This window comes from Motilibacter deserti (assembly GCF_011250635.1).
Classification (GTDB): Bacteria; Actinomycetota; Actinomycetes; order Motilibacterales; family Motilibacteraceae; genus Motilibacter_A; species Motilibacter_A deserti.
Map to the genome: position 1 here is coordinate 47,604 of NZ_JAANNP010000002.1, position 16,723 is coordinate 64,326.

A 16,723-nucleotide genomic window follows, 5' to 3' on the forward strand; every position below is an offset into this window, starting at 1 on the left:
ATCGAACTGGTGAAGGCGCGCGCAAGTTCCCGGATGCCCGTGTCGGTCTAGCATGGGTCCGTTATGACCTCGCTGCCCGCTCCCCGCGTCCCTGTCCGGCTCGGCGAGCGCGAGATCGCGGTCTGGAAGCGGTTCCTGCGCGCGCACGCCAAGACGATCCGCCGGCTCGAGGCCGACCTGCTCGAGGCCCACTCGCTGCCGCTCGCGTCCTACGACGTGCTCGTCCAGCTCGTGGAGGCCCCGGAGCGCCGGCTGCGCATGACCGAGCTCGCCGACGCGGTGATGCTCTCGCGCAGCGGCCTGACCCGGCTGGTCGACCGGCTCGAGCGGGAGGGGCTCGTCACGCGCGAGGCCTGCGAGAGCGACGCCCGCGGGCTGTTCGCCGTCCTCACGGACGCGGGCTACGAGCGGTTGCGCAGCGCCTCCGGGACCCACCTGCGCGGCGTGAACGACTACGTCATCTCGCGGCTCGACGAGTCGGACCTGGACGCCCTCGACGGCGTCCTGCGCAAGCTGCTGGACGACTGAGGAGCGGTTGGTCAGGCGGCCCGGCGCCGCATCCGGCGCCGCTGCCCGTCGAGGTACGCCCGGGCGCGGCGCTGCCCGCCGCGTACCCGGATCGCGGCGTCCAGCGCGTCGAGGGCGCGCTCGAGGACGGGTACGTCGGGGTGCCAGCCGCGGCGCTCGCACTCCTCGAGCCACTCCACGACCGCCCGGTGGCCGCGCTCGCGGTTGCAGCGCGCGCACGCCGGCAGCTCGTTCTCCAGCCACGACGGCCCGCCCTTGACCCGCGGCACCAGGTGCTCGGTGGTCGGGCGCACGAGCGGGCCGAAGCCCCGGCCGCACCACACGCAGCGGGCGCCGTCACGCTCGAGCGCGAGGCCCAGCCGCTCGGCGCGCCCGGGAGGCCGGCGTTCCATACCGTCCGACGGTACGTCCGTCAGTAGCGCGGCACGACCCGGGCGACCTCGTCGTACGTCGTCTCCCCGCGCGCGGCCAGCACGAGCGCCGCGTCGCGCAGCGTGCGCCCGCCCTCGGTGGCGACGGCCTCGGCCACGGCCACCTCGGTCTTCTCCCGGATGAGGACGCTGCGGACGGTCGGGGTGACCTCGATGACCTCGAAGACGCCGACCCGGCCCTTGTAGCCGGTGCCGGAGCAGACGCTGCAGCCCTCGCCGACCAGAGGCCGCGCGTCGACGAGCTCGGCAGGGGACAGGCTCAGCGCGGTCGCCACCGCCGGGTCGACCGCGGTGGGGCGGGCACAGCTGGTGCACACGCGCCGGACGAGCCGCTGCGCGACGACGCAGGACAGCGACGACCCGACGAGGAACGGCTCGACGCCCATGTCGACCAGGCGGGTGAGGGCGGCGACGGCGCTGTTGGTGTGCAGGGTGGAGAGCACGAGGTGGCCGGTCATCGACGCGGTCAGCGCGAGCTCGGCGGTCTCGGTGTCGCGGACCTCGCCGACGAGCACGACGTCGGGGTCCTGGCGCAGGATGGCGCGCAGCCCGCGGCTGAACGTCATGCCGGTGCGCTCGTTGATCTGCACCTGGGTGATGCCGGGCACCTGGACCTCGACGGGGTCCTCGAGCGTGACGATGTTGCGCTCCGGGCGCACGATCTCCTGCAGCGCGGCGTACAGCGTGCTCGTCTTGCCCGAGCCGGTCGGGCCGGTGATGAGGACGAGGCCCTGCGGCTCGCGCATCGCCGAACGCAGCACGGAGAGCTGGTCGGGCGTCATGCCTACGCCGCCGAGGTCGGGCACCTGCTCGGCGCGCATGAGCAGGCGGACCACGACCTTCTCGCCGTGGATCGAGGGCATCGTGCTGATGCGGGTGTCGACGGAGGTGCCGTCGACGCTGATGCGGGCGCGCCCGTCCTGCGGAAGGCGGCGCTCGGCGATGTCGAGGCCGGACGTGATCTTGATGCGGCTGACGACCGCGGGGGCGGCCCGGCGCGGGACCGTCATGACGTCGCGCAGCATGCCGTCGATGCGGTAGCGGATGCGCAGGACCTCGCGCTGCGGCTCGATGTGCACGTCGCTGGCGCCGGCGCGTACGGCGTCGCTGAAGACCATGTTCACGAGCCGGACCGTCGGAGCGTCGTCCGGGCTTCCGCCGGAGTCCGCCTCGCTCTCGGTCTCGGCCGAGATGCCCTCGATGACCGTGGCCACGTCGGCGCTGTCCTCGGACAGCGACCAGGCGCGGCCGAGGTGCTCGGTGACCTGGGACGCGGTCGCGACGACGACCTCGAGGCGCGGCGCGCTCGTGTAGAGCCGGACGTCGTCGAGGGCGAGGACGTTCGTGGGGTCGGAGGTGGCGACGCGCAGGCCGCCGTCGGCCAGCCGCTCGAGCACGAGGACGCCGGTGCGGTCGGCGACGCTGCGCGGCAGCGAGCGGACGACGTCGGGGCTGACGACGATGCCGCCGAGGTCGACCATGCGCAGCCCGAGCACGCTCGCGAGGGCGTTCGCCACCTGTCGCTCGGAGGCGAGGCCGAGCTCGGTGATGACCTCGCCGAGGCGGCGGCGCTCGCCCGTGGCGTCCTTCTGCGCCTGGAGCGCGCGGTCCAGGTCGGCCGGGGTGAGCACGCCGGCCTCGATGAGCACGTCGCCGATGCGCTTGCGCGGCATCGAGCTGAGCCCGCCGTAGGACCCGTAGGACGGGGCGGCAGGCGCGGGGGCCGCGTGCTGCGGGACGTAGGAGGTGTCGGCGAAGCCCGGCTCCGAGTAGGACACCGCGTACGGCAGGGGATCCGAGGCGTGCGAAACCGTCACACCACCTCTTCGGCAGCCCCCGCCCGAACCTGAGCGGCGGGGGCTCACCCCAGGACCGGCTCCCACGTGCCGAGCGCCACGCTCGTCGCCGTCGCCGCGACGGCGAGCAGCAGCGTCGCGCCGAGCAGCAGGGCGTCGCGGCGGCCGAACGGCTGCGCGCGGGCGATGGTCCGCGGCCCGGCGGTGTCGAAGCCGCGGGCGTCCATGGCCGTGGCCAGCCGGGCGGCGCGGCGGACGGCGGCCACGAAGAGCGCGAACGCCTGGCCGGCGAACAGCCGCAGCGCCGCGACCGGGTTGCGCCCCGCGTCGACCCCGCGGGCACGGCGCGCGAGCCCGAGCGCCCTCCACTCCGCAGCCAGCAGAGGCATCAGGCGCAGCGCGGCGAGCGTGCCGTACGCGAACCGGGCGGGCGCGTGGAGCCGCTGCACGAGGGCGTCGGCGAGGTCGGTCGGGTCGACGGTCGTCGCGACGAGCAGCCCGGGCAGCGCGATGACGACGACGCGGAGCACGAGCGGGGCGGCGTCGGCGACCGCCAGGCCGGGACCCGGCGCGAGCAGCGCGTTGGAGAGGAAGACGCTGAGCGCGCCGAGCAGGACCGGCCATCCGCGTCGCGCCAGCGCGCGGGGGCCGACGCGGGCGAGCAGCACTCCGCCGGCCACCGGCACCAGGAGCAGCGCCTCGGTCACGGCGTCGCGCGCCGCGAGCGCGGCCGCGGCGAGGACCAGGCAGGCGCCGAGGGCGGCCACCGGGTTGAAGCGGGCGAGCGGCGCGGTGCTGCGCGCGTCGCCCGGCGTCGGCATCGTCACGGCAGCCGCAGCTCTCGCCCGGCCAGCGCGTCGACGAACGCCCGGTCGTGGGTGACGGCGCAGACGGCGGTGCCGGCGTCGAGCAGTCCGCGCAGGAGGGCGACGAGCTCGGCCCAGGTGCGCGCGTCCTGGCCGAACGTCGGCTCGTCGAGCACGAGCACGGCGGGCGCCGCGGCCAGCGTGGTCGCCACGGACAGCCGGCGCTGCTCCCCGCCGGACAGCGTGTGCGGGTTGGCCCGGGCCAGCCGGCCGAGCCCCAGCCGCTCGAGCAGCTCGTCGGCCCGGGCGAGCGCCTCCTGCTCGGGTACGCCCGCCCGCCGCGGCCCGAGAGCGACCTCGTCGCGGGCCCGGCCGGTGAGGAACTGGCGCTCCGGCTGCTGGAACACCGTCCCCACCCGGGCGGCGAGGGCGGCCGCCCGCCACCGCCACAGCGGGCGGCGGTCCGGGCCGAGCGCCGCAGTCGCGGTGACGGTCCCGCCGGTCGGGCGCAGCAGCCCACCGAGGGCGAGCGAGAGCGTCGTCTTGCCCGCGCCGTTGCGCCCGGTGACGCTCACCGCCTCCCCGGCGTGCAGGGTGAGGCTCACGCCGTAGGGCCGGGGCGGCGCGCCCTTGGCGTGGCGGTGCGTGACGTCCGCGGCCTCGAGCAGGGCAGCGCCCGGCGGGGGAGGCGTACGCGGCGGCGGGGCGGGCTCGCGCCCCGGCACCCACACCCCGTCGGCCGCGAGCGCGGTGCCGACGCTGCCGGTGAGCACCCGCGACGGCGGGCCGTCGGCGACGACCCCGCCGCCGGGGGCGAGCACGACGACGCGGTCGACGAGCGGCAGCCAGGGCGCGACCCGGTGCTCGACGACGAGCAGGGTCGGCCCGGACGCGTCGAGCACCCGGCGCACCCCGGCCAGCACGACGTCCGCGCCCTCGGGATCGAGGTTCGCCGTCGGCTCGTCGAGCAGCAACAGGCCCGGTGCCATGGCGACGACGCCGGCCAGCGCCAGCCGTTGGGCCTCGCCGCCGGAGAGCGCGGCCGTGGCCCGGTCGCGGCCGTAGGGGAACCCGACGGTCTCCAGGGCCGCGTCGACGCGTGGCCAGATGCGGTCGGCCGGGACGGCGGTGTTCTCCAGCCCGAACGCCACGTCGTCGCCGGAGCGGGCCATGACGAGCTGGGACTGCGGGTCCTGCAGCAGCAGCCCGGCCCGCCCGCGCGCGGCCCGGGCCGCCACCCCGTCGAGCAGCAGCTCGCCCTCCTGCTCCTCGGCGGCCGCCGGGTCGAGCACGCCGGCGAGCGCGGTGAGCAGCGTGCTCTTGCCGGCGCCGGACGGGCCGAGGACGAGGACCCGCTCGCCGGGCGCCACGCGCAGGTCCACGCCGCGCAGCGCCCAGGCCCGCCGGCCGGCGTGCCGCCAGCCCCACCCGCGCGCCTCGACGGCGACGGGCCGGGGCCGGCCGGGCTCTGCCGCCACGGTCAGACGAGCTCGCGCTCGCGGCCGGCCGCGAACGCGCTGAGCGCGCCGGTCGGGGCGAGGGCCCGCACGGCGTACCACGAGAGCAGCCCGGTCAGCAGCGCGCCGGAGACGACGACGATGCCGAGGTAGGCCAGCTTCCAGGCGACCGACCACAACGGGTAGGAGTAGACCCAGTCGAGCGGGGCCGCACCCGCGCCGGCCAGCGCCCCCGCCGCGAGCGCGACGCCGAGCGTCCAGCGCCGGTAGCCGGTGGCGGCGAAGGCGCACTCGGCCAGCAGCCCCTGCACCAGCCCGTAGACGATGACCGCGGGGCCGAACTGGCTGAAGAGCATCCACTCGACGGTCGCGGCGACCAGCTCGGCGAAGACGGCGGCGCCGGGCCGGCGCACGATGAGCGGCACGAGCGCGGCGGGCAGGAACCACATGCCGTAGATCAGCGCCTGCCCGGGCGGGAAGGCGACGAACGCCGGCTTGACGGCGTCCCAGAGGTAGGCCCACGCCCAGAAGACGACGCCGCAGGCCACCGAGAGGACGGCGGCGACGACGATGTCGACGGTGCGCCAGGGGGCGGCCGATCGGCTGGCCCGGACGCCGCGCGTGACGAGGCCGGCGCCGACGGCCACGACGAGCGCGCCGCCGATCGCCGCCGAGCGGGGCTGGTCGTAGGCGAGGACGAGCAGCAGCGTGACGGCGCCGAGGACGACGCCGACCGCTGCGTCCAGCGGCCGCAGTGGGCCGCCGTGCGGGATGGTGAGGCTCATGAGCAAGTCCCTCCTGCGGGTAGTCCGAGGAGGGGAGCGGTTGGCCGAGCATGACGACTGACGAGCCCCGCGACAGCGGGACGCCCGTCGGGGGCGTCCGCGGTCGCGAGGATGGACCGACTCCCTGCGCCGGCATGATCCGGATCAGGTTCGAGGGTCTGCGGGTCCTTCCCGCACTCTCAGCGCTGCAGCGCTCCCCTGCGGTGTTGCGCCGCGAGACTAGCTCAGGACCCGGCGGCCGCTGCCGATAGGGGCCGTCATGCGTAGGGCGGGCTCCCGGGGGGAGCCACTGGACCGGCGGGTCGCGGCGGGGCGGGCGGCCGCCTGCTTCGGCGGCGTCGCGTCGGTGTCGACCGGCATGGCGGCCGCGACGATGCTGCACGGGCCGGCCCGGGTCTACACCTCGGCGCTGGCGGCGTTCGTCGCCGTGCTCGCCGTGGTGCTGTGGCGGCTGCCGTGGGACCGGTGGCCGCAGCGGGCGCTGCTCGCCATCGTCCCCGTCGCCAGCGTGCTCATCGGCTTCGGCAACTGGGCCAGCCCCAACCCCTACGACGCCGTCATCTTCTTCGTCGTGCTCACGCTCTGGGTGGGGGCCACCCAACCGCGCGGCACGAGCGTCGCGGTGCTCCCGGTGCTCGCCGTGGGCTATTGGTGGCCGCTCCACCTGGTCGCGGGCGACGACCGCGAGCGGCACCTGCTGAACTCGTCGATGGGCTACTTCGTCCTGATCGTCATCGTGCTCGGCGAGGCGACGGCGTGGGCGATGGGCCGCATGCGTGCGGTCACCGCCGAGCTGCGCGCGCACGACGAGCGCCGGTTCGCCGCCCTGGTGGAGAACGCCTCCGACGTCACCGTGCTGCTCGACGCCGACGGCCGGATCACGTACGCCAGCCCGTCGGTCCGCTCGATCCACGGCGTCGACCCCGCCGACCTGCTGGGAGTGGCGTTCGGCGACGCCCTGGCCGAGACCGTGCACCCCGAGGACCGGGACCGTGCCGTCGCCGCGCTGCGGGCGGCCTTCGAGCACGGGACGGCGACCACCACCCTGCACGTGCGCGCCGTCGACGGCGACGGTGGGTGGCGGGAGATGGAGTGGGCCGTCGCCGACCACCGCGCGGACGCGGTCCTCGGCGGCGTGGTCGTGACCGCGCGCGACGTCACCGAGCGGCGCCGGCTCGAGCGGGCGCTGCGCGAGCAGGCGCTGCACGACCAGCTGACCGGGCTGGCGAACCGCGCGCTGCTCGGCGAGCGCATGCAGCACGCGCGCGGCGAGGGCCGGGCCGTCGCCGTCCTCTACTGCGACGTCGACGGGTTCAAGCCCGTGAACGACAGGTTCGGCCACGAGCACGGTGACCGGGCGCTGCGCGAGACCGCTCGCCGCCTCGTCCTGGCCGCGGGGCCCGGGGCCACCGTGGCGCGCCTCGGTGGGGACGAGTTCGCGGTGCTGCTGCCCGACGCCGACGAGGAGGAGGGCCTGCGGGTCGGGCGCCGGCTGGTCGAGCAGATGGCGCTCCCGGTGGAGCTGGCCGGGGCCGGCGTGGCGCGACTGGGCGTCAGCGTCGGGCTCGCCACCGGGCCGGCACCGTTGTCCGCGCGCCCGGTCCTGCCCGAGGAGGAGGACCTGCTCGTCGCGGCCGACATCGCGATGTACGCCGCCAAGTCCGCCGGCGGCTCCGACGTGCTCGCCTACCGGCCTTCGATGCGGGAGAGCCGCGACGGGCAGGCGGCCCTGCGCACCGCCCTGCCGTCGGCGATCGACGGGGGCGAGCTGCGGCTGGACTACCAGCCCGTGGTCGGCCTGGCGACGGGCGAGCTGCTCGGGGTGGAGGCGCTGATCCGCTGGGACCACCCGACGCTCGGGTCGCTCGCGCCCGCCGACTTCCTGCGCGAGGTGTCCGTCGCCGGGCTCGGCGCGCGGCTGGGGCGGTGGGTCGTCGGCGCGGCCTGCCGGGAGCTGGCTGCGGCGCGCGAGCAGGGGCCGGCGCTGGCGACGGCGTACGTCAGCGTGAACGTCTGCCGGGCCCACGCGTCGAGCCCGCACTTCGTCGACGACGTCCTGGGCGCGCTGTCGGACGCCGGGCTGCCGCCCGACGCGCTCGTGGTCGAGCTCCCGGCCTGCGGCGACCTGGGCGCGCCCGACGTGCTCGCGCGGCTCCGGGCGCTGCACGCCGCCGGGGTGAGGTTCGCGCTGGACGAGATCGGCACCGGCCGCTGGTCGCTGGCCGACCTGCAGCGGCTGCCGCTCGCGATGCTCAAGACCGAGCCGGGTGTCGGCGGGGCAGGCGCGGCGCCGGACGAGCCCGCGCTGCTCCCGCTGGTCACCGGCCTCGCCCGCCAGCTCGGGGTCGAGGTCGTCGCGCTGGGGGTGGAGTCGGCGGCAGCGGCCGCGCGGCTGCGCGCGCTGGGCGTGGACGCCGGTCAGGGCTACCACTTCGGGGCGCCGGGCGGGTTGCGCGAGCTGGCCGCCGTCGGGGTGGGGGCGCAGGGGGCCTAAGCCTTCTTGGTCACGCGTGGGGCAAGGCGCTCAGCTCCGCCGCGGCCCGGCCGAATGGGAGGGAAGCGACACGTCGGGTGGCGCACGAGACCTGAAGGAGTCCGTGATGTCGTTGTTCCGTGGGGGGCGAGGCGATGTGGCTGCGGCCGCGGCCTTTCCCCAGCCGCGTGACGTCGAGGCGATCGAGGAGGTCCTCTCCGCGCTGGACAGCGGCGTCACCGACGACGTGGACGCCCACCGCAAGGTGACCGACGGGTTCGTGCGCGCGCTGGGCTTCGAGTACGGCGCGGTGTGGCTGCCCGCCGACGGCAACGGCTACTGGCTGGCGGGGGAGTCGGGCACCCTCGTCGCCGAGCTCACGGCGGCCGGCGCCGGAGACCGCACCGACGCGGCAGCCAAGGGCCTGGTGGCCGAGGCGATCCGCACCCGGCGCCCCGTCATGGTCCACGGCGACGAGTCGGCGCCGGCCTGCCTGCGGTGGACGGCGGCCCGTGCCGCCGGCATGGTGACCGGCTGCGCGATGCCGGTCATCGAGGACGGCAAGGTCATCTCCGTCAAGGAGTTCTACACGCGCGGCGAGCTGCCGTTCTTCGGCCCCCGCGCGGAGAAGTGGGAGGCGCTCGAGCGCCTGGTGTCGCGCGCCCGTCACGGCGCGGTAGCGACCGCCCAGCTGCGCGAGACGCTGAGCGACCGGGCCGCGGTCACCGAGGTGGTCAGCAAGGTCTCCGCAGCCAAGGACGAGCAGTCGGCCCTGCGGATCGCGCTCGACACCGTGCGCAGCGCCTTCGGCTGGCAGTACGGCTCGTTCTGGGCACTCGACGAGGAGGCGGGCGTGCTGCGCTTCGCCGTCGAGTCCGGCACCGCCGGTGACGAGTTCCGCAAGGTGACCCTCGCCGCTTCGTTCGCCGAGGGCGTCGGCCTGTCCGGGCGCGCCTGGCGCTCCCGCGACCTCGTCTTCGTCCGCGACCTCGCCGAGGTGACCGACTGCGTCCGGGCGCCCAGCGCCCAGCGTGCCGGGGTGAAGTCCGGCGTCTGCTTCCCGATCATGTCGGGCGACCGCGTGGTCGGCACGATGGACTTCTTCGTCACCCGGACGATCGAGCTGTCCGAGACGCGGGCGTCGGCGCTGCGCAACGTCCAGCAGCTCGTCTCGCAGCGGCTGGACATCCTGCGCCGGGCCGAGGACGACCAGCGCAACGCCGCGTCGCTCCTCGAGACGGTCAGCCAGCTGCGCGAGGCGGGCGAGGACGCCGGCCGTGTCGCCGCCGAGGCGGTCGGTCGCGCGTCGGTGATGACCACCGAGGTCGACGCGCTGGGCCAGGCGTCCGCCGCGATCGGCGACGTCATCAAGATCATCTCGAACATCGCCGACCAGACGAACCTGCTGGCGCTCAACGCGACGATCGAGGCCGCGCGCGCCGGCGAGGTCGGGCGCGGCTTCGCGGTCGTGGCCGGTGAGGTCAAGGACCTCGCGCGCGAGACCGCGTCCGCGACGCAGCGGGTGACGGACCAGATCGCGGGCATCCAGGCCAGCAGCCAGTCCGTGTCCGCCGGCATCCATGCCACGAGCGAGATCATCGGCCAGCTCGACGCCGTGCAGGCCCGGATCGTCGAGGCCCTGGAGGCGCAGGCCCTGATGGCGCAGGCCTTCGAGACCCAGCACTGACGCTCGGACACCTCGGAGCGGAAGGCCTGCCCGGCAGGCCTTCCGCTCCGCTGCGTTGGCGGGCGCGCAGGCCAGCGGCCTTCTTGCCCTGCCGGTGAAGCTGCTTCCCGCGGCGGACCGCGGCGGTCGCGGGCGGCGCTGGCCCACCTGTTGCCACGGCGAAGGAGTTGGCCCTACTCTCCAGCTGTCCAACATTTGGGAGTCTGATGTCCCTCGTCGCCCCGCAGCGCTCCGCGCCGCTGTCCGCGCAGGTCGCGGACCAGCTGCGCGCGCTGATCGCCGACGGCAGCTGGCCGCTCGGCTCGCGGATCCCCGCGGAGCACCGGCTCACCGAGCAGCTCGGTGTCAGCCGCGGCACGGTCCGCGAGGCGCTGCGCGCGCTCGTCCACACCGGCCTGCTCGAGGCGCGGCCGGGCGACGGCACCTACGTGCGCGCCGACAGCGAGCTGCGCGTGTCGCTCGGGCGGCGAGTGGCGGCGGGCGACCTGCGCGACGCCTTCGAGGTCCGCGCGCTGCTCGAGCGGGCCGGCGCGCGCCACGCGGCCGAGCGGGCGACCGCCGACGACATCGCACACCTGCGCGCGCTGCTGGACGCCCGCCACGAGGCCAAGACGGCCGGGGCGCTGGAGCGGTTCGCCGAAGCGGACTTCGCCTTCCACCGTGCGGTCGTCGCGGCCGGGGGCAACGTCCTGCTCACCGAGCTCTACGAGTACCTCACGTCGCCGATCACCCGCACGATCAGCGAGAGCGCGGCGCTGCACGAGGACGGGGGCGTCCACGCTCGCCACTCCGAGCTGCTCGACGCCGTCGCCGGGCACGACCCCGACGCCGCCGAGGCGTGCGCCGCCGCGCTGCTGGCCGAGGGCCAGGCCGCGCTCCCGACGCCCGACCGGTAGCGCTGCCACACGCGTACCCCGGCCGACCGCACCTCCACCCGCCGCACCAGCCCGCCGCCCTCAGCCGACCGCAGGAGACGACGCCCCGATGACCGCCACCGCCCCGACCGCCCCGGCGCTGCCGGCGCGCAGCACCCGCACCGTGCTGCTGGTGGTCGGGATCCTCCTCATCGGCGCCAACATGCGCGCCTCGCTCACGAGCGTCGGCCCGCTCCTCGACGACCTGCGGCTGGACACCGGGCTCTCGAGCGCCGCGGGTGGCCTGCTCACCGCGCTTCCGCTGCTCGCCTTCGCCCTGCTCTCTCCGGTCGCCCCGGTCGTCGCCTCCAAGGTGGGGATGGAGCGCACGCTCTGGGGCGCGCTGCTGCTGCTGACCGCCGGCATCGTGCTGCGCTCGGTCCCGGTGACGGGGGCGATCTGGGTGGGCACGGCGCTGCTCGGCTGTGCGATCTCCTTCTTCAACGTGCTGCTGCCGAGCCTGGTCAAGCGCGACTTCGCCGGCAAGGCCGCGCTGGTGATCGGGTCCTACGCCGCCACCCAGACCGTCGTGGGCGCGATCGCCTCGGGCATCGCCGTGCCCATGGCGGGCGACGAGCCCGACGGGTGGCGGCTCGCGCTGGGCTTCTGGGCGGGCGCGAGTGCGATCGCCGCGGCGTTCTGGGTGCCGCAGCTGCGCTCGACGACGCGGCCGATGCACGCGCGGGCGGCCGCCCTCGACCCGAGCCCGGACTACCGCTCGCCGTGGCGCAGCGCGCTCGGGTGGCAGGTCACCGCGTTCATGGGCCTGCACTCGCTGGTGTTCTACGACGTCATCGCGTGGCTGCCCTCGATCGTGCACGACGAGGGGATCTCCGAGACGACGGCCGGCTGGTACCTCTTCGTCTACCAGGTCGTCGCCGTGCTCTCGAACCTCAGCACCCCGTTCCTGATGCGGCGCTTCCCCGACCAGCGGACGCTCGGCGCGCTGTGCTCGACGCTGATCCTGATCGGCACGGCCGGGCTGCTCGTCGCACCGGGCGCGGCGCTGCTCTGGGTCGTCTTCGCCGGGCTCGGCGCCGGTGTCGCGCTCGTGCTGACACTGACGCTGTTCGGCCTGCGCACGGTGCACCACGGGCAGGCCGCCGCGCTCTCGGGCATGGCCCAGTGCGTGGGCTACACGCTCGCGGCCGCCGGCCCGGTGGTCATCGGCGCGCTCCACGACGCCAGCGACGGCTGGACCGTCCCGCTGTCGCTCCTGACCGCCCTGGCCGCGGTACAGGTCGTGTTCGCGGTGCTGTCCGGGCGTCAGCGCGTCATCGGCTGACCCGCTCCTCCTCCGTCGTCAGCTCGATCCGCTCCTTGCGGACGGGGGCGGTGACGGTGGCGTCCGTCGTCTCGGGCTCGACGACGACGCGCACCCGCTCGACCGGCACGGTCTCGAGGGTGACGACCGGGCGCTCGGCGTAGAGCACGAGGACCTGCTCACGGGGCTGGAACTCGGTGCCGTCGGCGGGCGCGCGGAGGGTGTCGGACTCCTCGACGGGCTCGCTCACCAGGCGGACCTTCTCCCGGCGGACCTGGACCGTCACCGTCTCGGTCTCCGTGACGACGTACTTCTCGACCCGGGCGCGGGCGCCGACGACCGTCTCGACGCCGGTCACGAGCCGCTCCTCCGAGCGGGTCATGGCGTCATCGGTGGCCTCGAGGCCCGACTCGGCGGAGCGCGCCTGCGCGCCGGTGCCGTAGTACGCGTAGAGCGCATCCTCCTCCTCGGGCGCGATGTGCCCGCTGTCGACGCTCACGTCGGGGCTCTCGCGCACGAGGTCGCGGGGGTAGGGCAGCGCCAGCCCCTCGGGCGTGACCTCGGCCCCCGCGAGCGGGACCACCCGGTCGCGGGCGCCGAGGAGCCCGGTGCGGACAGTCGCCCACTTCGGCTCCCCGGAGCTGTCGTCGAGGAAGGCCTGCACGACCTCGCCGATCCGCTCGCCTTCGGCGGAGTACGCGTCGTGGCCCAGCAGGGCCTGCGCCTGGTCGCGAGAGATCATCGCCGTTCCTCCTTGATGGGCGGGCGGGCCGTGCCCGCGCTGCGCCATCCGGCCTTCCCGGTGGCGCGCGAGCGCAACCGTCGGCGCAGGAGCCTGCGGCGGTCAGCGCAGCCGGTCGTCGGGCGCCGTCCCCGGGCGCCCGGAGCCGTCAGCCGCGCTGTCCGCGGCCGCCGGCTCGCGGGCGGCGAGCGCCCGGCGCTCGTCCTTCTCCTCGAGCTCCTCGAGCATCGCCCGCAGCTCACTGCGCAGGAAGTCGCGGGTGGCGACCTCGCCGAGCGCGATGCGCAGCGCCGCGACCTCGCGGGTGAGGTACTCGGTGTCGGCGATGTTGCGCTCACTGCGCGCCCGGTCCTGCTCCCACTGGACGCGGTCGCGGTCGGTCTGCCGGTTCTGGGCGAGCAGGATCAGCGGCGCGGCGTACGACGCCTGCAGCGAGAGCATCAGCGTGAGGAAGATGAAGGGGTACTCGTCGAAGCGCAGGCTCTCCGGGGCGACGGCGTTCCACACCACCCAGGTGAGGACGATCGCCGTCATGTAGCCGATGAAGGTCCACGTGCCGAGGAAGCGCGCGACCCGCTCGGACAAGGCTCCGAAGGCGTCCGGGTCGTACGTCGGGCGCGGCACCCCGCGCCGGCGGGACTCGCGCGGGACGTCCAGCCCGGGCCGCGCGTGCGCCGTACGCCGCTCACGAGCCACGGGGCACCTCGACGTCGGCCGGGCGGTCGCGCCAGTCCTCGGGGAGCAGGTGGTCGAGCACGTCGTCGACGGTGACGGCCCCGACGAGGTGGTCGTTCTCGTCGACGACGGCGACCGAGACGAGGTTGTAGGTCGCGAGGTAGTGCGTCACGGCGGGCAGCGCGGTGTGCGGCAGCAGCGGCTCGATGCCGCTGTCGACGATGCCGGAGACGAGCGCCGACGGCGGCTCGCGCAGCAGCCGCTGGATGTGGCATGTGCCGAGGTACTTGCCGGTCGGCGTCTCCAGCGGCGGGCGGCACACGTAGACCGCCGACGCGAGCGCGGGGGAGAGGTCGGGGTTGCGGACGCGGGCGAGCGCCTCGGCGACGGTGGCCGACGGCGGCAGGATCACCGGCTCGGTCGTCATCATGCCGCCCGCGGTGAGCTCGCCGTAGGTCAGCAGCCGGCGCAGGTCCGCCGCCTCCGCCGGCTCCATGAGGCCGAGCAGCTTCTCCGCCTCGTTCGTCGGCAGCTCCGCGAGCAGGTCGGCCGCGTCGTCCGGGCCCATCGCCTCGAGGACGTCTGCGGCGCGCTCCTCCTCGAGCTTGCCGAGGATCTCCACCTGGTCGTCCTCCGGCAGCTCCTCGAGCACGTCGGCCAGGCGCTCGTCGTCCAGGGCGGCGGCGACCTCGGCACGACGCTTGGGCGACAGGTCGTGCAGCACAGCGGCGAGGTCCGGGGCGCGCATCTCCTCGAAGGCGGCGAGCAGGTTCGTCGCGCCCTGGCCCTGCTCCTCGAGGGTGAAGCCGGTCACCGAGTCCCAGTCGACGGTGAACGTCTCCCCGCGTCGGCGCAGCCCCTTCGCCGGCCGCGACACGTGCACCTTCTGCAGCACCCAGTCGCGGGCACGGGTCTGCTCGAGGGCCACGTCCTCGACCGTCACCGTCGTCTTGTCATCGAGCAGCGTGACCTTGCGGTCGAGCAGCTCGCCGATGACCAGCGTCTCGGTCGGCCGCTGGGAGAAGCGGCGCATGTTGACCAGCCCGGTGGTGATGACCTGGCCCACGTCGACCGCGGTCACGCGGGTCATGGGCAGGAAGACGGCCCGCCGGCCGAGCACCTCGACGACCAGGCCGAGGACGCGCGGCGGGCGGTGCCCGGGGCGGAGCACGCAGACGACGTCGCGCACCTTGCCGACCTGGTCACCGGTCGGGTCGAAGACCCCGGTGCCGGCCAGGCGCGCGGCGAAGACGCGGGAACCGCTCATGGGCGCAGGCTAGCCGTTGCGGCGCGCGCGCAGCCCGGCCCGTCCGCCGGCACCGGCTACCGTCAGGGCGTGATGCCGACGCTGCGCTACGAGATTGTCGACGTGTTCACCGACGAGCCGTTCGGTGGCAACCCGCTGGCCGTGGTGCTGGACGCCGAGGAGCTCTCGACCGAGCAGATGCAGCTGCTCGCCCGCGAGTTCAACCTGTCGGAGACGGCGTTCCCGCTGCGGCTCGGCCCCGCCGACGGACCCGGCGCGGACTACCGCATCCGGATCTTCAGCCCGACTGTCGAGCTGCCCTTCGCCGGCCACCCGTCGGTCGGCACGGCCTGGCTCATGGCGGCACTCGGCCGCATCGAGCCGGGGCAGGTGGTGCAGCGCTGTGCCGCCGGGGACATGCCGCTGCGGATCGACCCCGGCGAGGCCGAGGGCATCGGGCCGGGGCTGGTCACGCTGACCGGCGGGACGCCGCGGGTGTCCGGGCCGCTGGACGCGGCTGCCTACGCGGCGGCGGTCGGGGTGGCCGTCGACGGGCTCGCCGGCACGGTGCGGGCGGCCGGCGCCGGGATCGACTGGGCGTACGTCCCGCTGCCCGACGAAGCCGCCGTGGCCGCCTCGCTCGGCGACGACGCCGCGCTCCTGCGGCTCGAGCACGGCGAGGCCTACGCGTTCTCCTGGGACGCCGCCACCTCCACCGCGTACGCCCGCGGCTGGGCGGGCGGGGTCGGCATCCACGAGGACCCGGCCACCGGCTCCGCCGCGCTCGGGCTCGGCGCGTACCTCGTCGCCGAGGGGCTGCTGCCGGGCGAGGGCACCAGTGCGTACACGGTGCGGCAGGGCGTGGACATGGGGCGGCCGTCGACGCTGGCGTGCACCGTGGCCGCCGAGGCCGGTGCCGCGGTGCAGGTGACGGTCGCGGGCACCGCTGCGCCGATGGCGCGTGGCGAGATCCTTGTCCCGTGAGCACCAGCGCGCACTGACGCCGGCCCGGGCCGACCTCCTCCTGCTCGCCGTCGGTCTGGTCGGGGTCTCCACCTCGGGGCCGGTCATCGCGGCCACGGCGGCGCCTGCGCTCGCCATCGCGTTCTGGCGCAACGCACTGGGCACCGCGGTGGTCGGCGCGGTGGCCGTGGCGACGCAGTGGGACCGGCTGCGTACGGCCCGGCGGGGCGTGCTGGGGCTGTCGGCCGGCGCGGGGCTGTTGCTGGCCGGTCACTTCGCGCTCTGGATCCCGTCGCTGCGCTACACCTCGGTGGCGTCGTCCACCGCGATCGTGAGCCTGCAGGCGGTGTGGACGGCCGTCCTCGGACGGCTCGCGGGCGAGCGGCTCGGGCCGCGGGCATGGGCGGGGATCGGGCTGTCGCTGGTCGGCGTTCTCGTCGTGACGGGGGTCGATCTCTCGCTCTCGACGCGGGCGCTCGTCGGCGACGCGATGGCGCTCGGCGGCGGCCTGTTCGCGGCGTTCTACGTCGTCGCGGGCGCGCGGGTGCGGCGCGAGCTGCCGACGGCGTCCTACACGGCGGTCTGCTACGGCGTGTGCGCGCTGGCCCTGCTGGCCGGCTGCCTCGCGGGCGGGGTCTCCTTGTCGGGCTACCCGGCGAAGGCCTGGCTCGGCATCGTGGTCGTGACCGTCGCGGCGCAGCTGTTCGGGCACACCGTCTTCAACGTCGTGCTGCGCTCGGTGCCGCCGACGGTCCTGTCGGTCGCGATCCTGCTCGAGGTCCCGGGCGCCGCGCTGCTGGCCGCAGTGTGGCTAGGCCAGACCCCGCCGGTGGCCGCGCTGCCGGCGCTCGCGCTGGTCCTGGCGGGCACCGCGCTGGTCGTCGTGTCCCGTCCCGCGCCGGCGACGCTCACGGACTGACCGGCGCACCGGGACGGTTCGAGCCTGGGTCAACCGG

At 75.5% G+C, this 16,723-nt stretch carries 15 protein-coding genes and 1 riboswitch; of the genes, 7 read left to right on the plus strand and 8 right to left on the minus strand.

Features of this window, described 5'->3' with window-relative positions; all coding sequences use genetic code 11:
- Nucleotides 1–63 precede the first annotated feature (63 nt).
- Entirely contained in the window at nt 64–528 is a 465-nt protein-coding gene (locus G9H71_RS05325) for a MarR family winged helix-turn-helix transcriptional regulator (protein ID WP_166279266.1), read from the plus strand.
- An 11-nt stretch (nt 529–539) separates the two neighbouring features.
- Here G9H71_RS05325 and G9H71_RS05330 read toward each other — a convergent pair whose 3' ends face one another.
- From G9H71_RS05330 to G9H71_RS23470, 5 genes are read right to left on the minus strand one after another with little or no spacing between them, the layout of a single operon-like run.
- The gene (locus tag G9H71_RS05330; protein WP_166279269.1) at nt 540–920 is read right to left on the minus strand and encodes an HNH endonuclease; all 381 of its coding nucleotides are present in this window, start codon (nt 918–920) and stop codon (nt 540–542) included.
- Between the two features lie 20 nt (nt 921–940).
- A complete protein-coding gene (locus G9H71_RS05335; RefSeq protein WP_331272761.1) occupies nt 941–2,776 on the minus strand; it encodes a GspE/PulE family protein in 1,836 nt (611 codons plus the stop codon).
- A gap of 44 nt (nt 2,777–2,820) precedes the next feature.
- Nucleotides 2,821–3,576, minus strand: coding sequence for an energy-coupling factor transporter transmembrane component T family protein (locus G9H71_RS05340; RefSeq protein WP_166280476.1), 756 nt, complete (start codon nt 3,574–3,576; stop codon nt 2,821–2,823).
- A gap of 2 nt (nt 3,577–3,578) precedes the next feature.
- Complete coding sequence (locus G9H71_RS23465) at nt 3,579–5,039, minus strand: ABC transporter ATP-binding protein (protein WP_331272762.1); 1,461 nt, start codon at nt 5,037–5,039, stop codon at nt 3,579–3,581.
- Nucleotides 5,040–5,041: 2 nt separating this feature from the next.
- Complete coding sequence (locus tag G9H71_RS23470) at nt 5,042–5,803, minus strand: ECF transporter S component (RefSeq protein ID WP_231134266.1); 762 nt, start codon at nt 5,801–5,803, stop codon at nt 5,042–5,044.
- Between the two features lie 103 nt (nt 5,804–5,906).
- Nucleotides 5,907–6,013, minus strand: a riboswitch (TPP riboswitch).
- A 49-nt stretch (nt 6,014–6,062) separates the two neighbouring features.
- Between G9H71_RS23470 and G9H71_RS05350 the strand changes: the two genes are divergently transcribed.
- The 4 genes from G9H71_RS05350 (at nt 6,063) to G9H71_RS05365 (ending at nt 12,162) form a co-directional block, all read left to right on the plus strand.
- On the plus strand, nt 6,063–8,297 hold the full coding sequence (locus tag G9H71_RS05350; protein WP_166279275.1) for a putative bifunctional diguanylate cyclase/phosphodiesterase: 2,235 nt from the start codon (nt 6,063–6,065) through the stop codon (nt 8,295–8,297).
- A 106-nt stretch (nt 8,298–8,403) separates the two neighbouring features.
- Nucleotides 8,404–9,963: a GAF domain-containing protein gene (locus tag G9H71_RS05355; RefSeq protein ID WP_166279278.1), complete on the plus strand. Its 1,560-nt coding sequence runs from the start codon at nt 8,404–8,406 to the stop codon at nt 9,961–9,963.
- A gap of 206 nt (nt 9,964–10,169) precedes the next feature.
- Entirely contained in the window at nt 10,170–10,859 is a 690-nt protein-coding gene (locus tag G9H71_RS05360) for a FadR/GntR family transcriptional regulator (RefSeq protein ID WP_166279281.1), read from the plus strand.
- An 88-nt stretch (nt 10,860–10,947) separates the two neighbouring features.
- The gene (locus tag G9H71_RS05365; protein WP_166279284.1) at nt 10,948–12,162 is read left to right on the plus strand and encodes an MFS transporter; all 1,215 of its coding nucleotides are present in this window, start codon (nt 10,948–10,950) and stop codon (nt 12,160–12,162) included.
- Here the strand turns inward: G9H71_RS05365 and G9H71_RS05370 are convergent.
- From G9H71_RS05370 to G9H71_RS05380, 3 genes are all read right to left on the minus strand, one after another.
- A complete protein-coding gene (locus G9H71_RS05370; protein WP_166279287.1) occupies nt 12,152–12,883 on the minus strand; it encodes a DUF2382 domain-containing protein in 732 nt (243 codons plus the stop codon). The two genes, G9H71_RS05365 and G9H71_RS05370, sit on opposite strands and share 11 nt — an antisense overlap.
- 102 nt (nt 12,884–12,985) lie before the next feature.
- Complete coding sequence (locus tag G9H71_RS05375; RefSeq protein ID WP_166279290.1) at nt 12,986–13,579, minus strand: DUF1003 domain-containing protein; 594 nt, start codon at nt 13,577–13,579, stop codon at nt 12,986–12,988.
- Nucleotides 13,569–14,825 carry a magnesium transporter MgtE N-terminal domain-containing protein gene (locus G9H71_RS05380; RefSeq protein ID WP_166279293.1) on the minus strand — a complete coding sequence of 419 codons (1,257 nt, stop codon included), beginning with the start codon at nt 14,823–14,825 and terminating at the stop codon, nt 13,569–13,571. Before G9H71_RS05380 ends, G9H71_RS05375 begins: the two co-directional genes overlap by 11 nt.
- Before the next feature lie 72 nt (nt 14,826–14,897).
- On the opposite strand from G9H71_RS05380, the gene G9H71_RS05385 reads away from it, so the two are divergent.
- On the plus strand, nt 14,898–15,788 hold the full coding sequence (locus G9H71_RS05385; RefSeq protein ID WP_166280478.1) for a PhzF family phenazine biosynthesis protein: 891 nt from the start codon (nt 14,898–14,900) through the stop codon (nt 15,786–15,788).
- The gene (locus G9H71_RS05390; protein WP_331272763.1) at nt 15,766–16,686 is read left to right on the plus strand and encodes a DMT family transporter; all 921 of its coding nucleotides are present in this window, start codon (nt 15,766–15,768) and stop codon (nt 16,684–16,686) included. The genes G9H71_RS05385 and G9H71_RS05390 overlap by 23 nt, the downstream gene beginning before the upstream one ends.
- Nucleotides 16,687–16,723: the final 37 nt, after the last annotated feature.

What these genes read in the sequence shown, in the direction of transcription:
- G9H71_RS05325 (WP_166279266.1), top strand. Translation starts at nt 64, where the DNA reads ATGACCTCGCTGCCCGCTCCCCGCGTCCCTGTCCGGCTCGGCGAGCGC.
- G9H71_RS05330 (WP_166279269.1), bottom strand. Translation starts at nt 920, where the DNA reads ATGGAACGCCGGCCTCCCGGGCGCGCCGAGCGGCTGGGCCTCGCGCTC.
- G9H71_RS05340 (WP_166280476.1), bottom strand. Translation starts at nt 3,576, where the DNA reads ATGCCGACGCCGGGCGACGCGCGCAGCACCGCGCCGCTCGCCCGCTTC.
- G9H71_RS23470 (WP_231134266.1), bottom strand. Translation starts at nt 5,803, where the DNA reads ATGAGCCTCACCATCCCGCACGGCGGCCCACTGCGGCCGCTGGACGCA.
- G9H71_RS05350 (WP_166279275.1), top strand. Translation starts at nt 6,063, where the DNA reads ATGCGTAGGGCGGGCTCCCGGGGGGAGCCACTGGACCGGCGGGTCGCG.
- G9H71_RS05355 (WP_166279278.1), top strand. Translation starts at nt 8,404, where the DNA reads ATGTCGTTGTTCCGTGGGGGGCGAGGCGATGTGGCTGCGGCCGCGGCC.
- G9H71_RS05360 (WP_166279281.1), top strand. Translation starts at nt 10,170, where the DNA reads ATGTCCCTCGTCGCCCCGCAGCGCTCCGCGCCGCTGTCCGCGCAGGTC.
- G9H71_RS05365 (WP_166279284.1), top strand. Translation starts at nt 10,948, where the DNA reads ATGACCGCCACCGCCCCGACCGCCCCGGCGCTGCCGGCGCGCAGCACC.
- G9H71_RS05370 (WP_166279287.1), bottom strand. Translation starts at nt 12,883, where the DNA reads ATGATCTCTCGCGACCAGGCGCAGGCCCTGCTGGGCCACGACGCGTAC.
- G9H71_RS05380 (WP_166279293.1), bottom strand. Translation starts at nt 14,825, where the DNA reads ATGAGCGGTTCCCGCGTCTTCGCCGCGCGCCTGGCCGGCACCGGGGTC.
- G9H71_RS05385 (WP_166280478.1), top strand. Translation starts at nt 14,898, where the DNA reads ATGCCGACGCTGCGCTACGAGATTGTCGACGTGTTCACCGACGAGCCG.